The organism is Synechococcus sp. H55.11 (assembly GCF_047462475.1).
Taxonomy (GTDB): Bacteria; Cyanobacteriota; Cyanobacteriia; order Thermostichales; family Thermostichaceae; genus Thermostichus.
The window spans coordinates 1-1261 of the sequence record NZ_JANSJI010000166.1; the positions used below are offsets into that span (position 1 = coordinate 1).

Sequence of the window (1261 nt, forward strand, 5' to 3'; positions counted from 1 at the left end):
GCCACGCCCGCAACTGGAGCTTCACCACGCTGGGCGACCTCACCAACGACGATGTCATCGACGACGCCGACCTGCTGATGGTGCTGTTCGCGTTCGGTTCTGGCGACCCCCAAACGGATGTGAACGGCGACGGCATCGTCGACGACGCAGACCTACTCATCATCCTGTTCAACTTCGGCGCCGTCGGGGAGGGCGCCCAATAAATGCCCCCGAAAGGAGGACACACCATGAAACGCTGGATCACATTCGGACTGACGATTGCGCTAAGCGCGCTGTTGAGCGTATCGTTTGCACAAGATGACCACGACCACGAAGGCGACATCCACTTGGGCGCCGTGGACGGCGTCGCCGCCGTGATTGAACCTGAAGAGCTTGCCGAGCCGCCCTACCGCATCCGCTACACGCTGGAAGAGCTACTGCCGGGGCTGTTTGGCGTCGATGTCGGCTGGGACTTCCACACCGAAGAGGGCGACGACCACCCGCAACTGCGCCAAGTGACCATTCAGCAGATCTTCATCTCGCCGCGCTTGGTGGGCGTGATTGAGGGTGAGACCGACCCCATCTTCGGCGAGGGACTGCCCGGCACTTGGACGCTGATTTACGACCCGAATGACCCCGAAGCCGTGCATCAGCATGTGATCTTCGCAATCGACTTCCTGCCGACGGAGGCAAACCCGCTGATTTTCCAGTTCCGCTTGGTGGATGCGGTCGCTTGGGACGGCACGGCGCTGAACACCTCTGGTCTCTACACGCTGGAGTTCGTGCCTGAGCCTGCGAGCCTACTGGCATTGGGCGCGGGTCTGGCGGGTCTGGTCGGGCTGCGCCGACGCGGAGGCAAGCGATGAAGGTCGCCTATGTGTTCATCACGCCGCGCGCAGCGACCTACAAGCTGGGGCAAATGATCCTGCCCCAGCTGGAAGCGGGCACGCACGGCGTGGAGGTCGTCGGGATGTTCTTCTTCGATGACAACGCCTTCGTGCTGCGTCAAGGCGATCCGATTGGCGAGCGACTGGCGAAACTCGCGAAGGAGAAGGGCATCCTGCTGATGATGTGCGACGCCTGCGCGCTGGAGCGCAACTTAGCTAAGGGCGAGCTGCGCTGGTGCAACCCCGACGGCACAGGGCGCACCACACCCGGCGACTGCGTGCCCTACAACACCGTTGAGGGCGTGCAGGTGGGCTGCTTCCCCGACCTCTACGCCGCGCTGGCAGGCAACCCGCCTGACCAAGTCATCTCGCTGTAGCGCGGAAGGAGGTAGGGT

3 protein-coding genes are annotated in these 1261 nt (G+C 63.1%); all 3 read left to right on the forward strand.

Annotated elements, in window-relative coordinates; all coding sequences use genetic code 11:
• Window positions 1-203 (forward strand): hypothetical protein (locus NW853_RS07060; protein WP_414348597.1); only part of this gene is annotated, 203 nt, incomplete at its 5' end.
• Between the two features lie 24 nt (window positions 204-227).
• Complete coding sequence (locus NW853_RS07065) at window positions 228-845, forward strand: PEP-CTERM sorting domain-containing protein (protein ID WP_414348599.1); 618 nt, start codon at window positions 228-230, stop codon at window positions 843-845.
• Entirely contained in the window at window positions 842-1243 is a 402-nt protein-coding gene (locus NW853_RS07070; RefSeq protein WP_414348602.1) for a SaoD/DsrE family protein, read from the forward strand. Before NW853_RS07065 ends, NW853_RS07070 begins: the two co-directional genes overlap by 4 nt.
• Window positions 1244-1261: the final 18 nt, after the last annotated feature.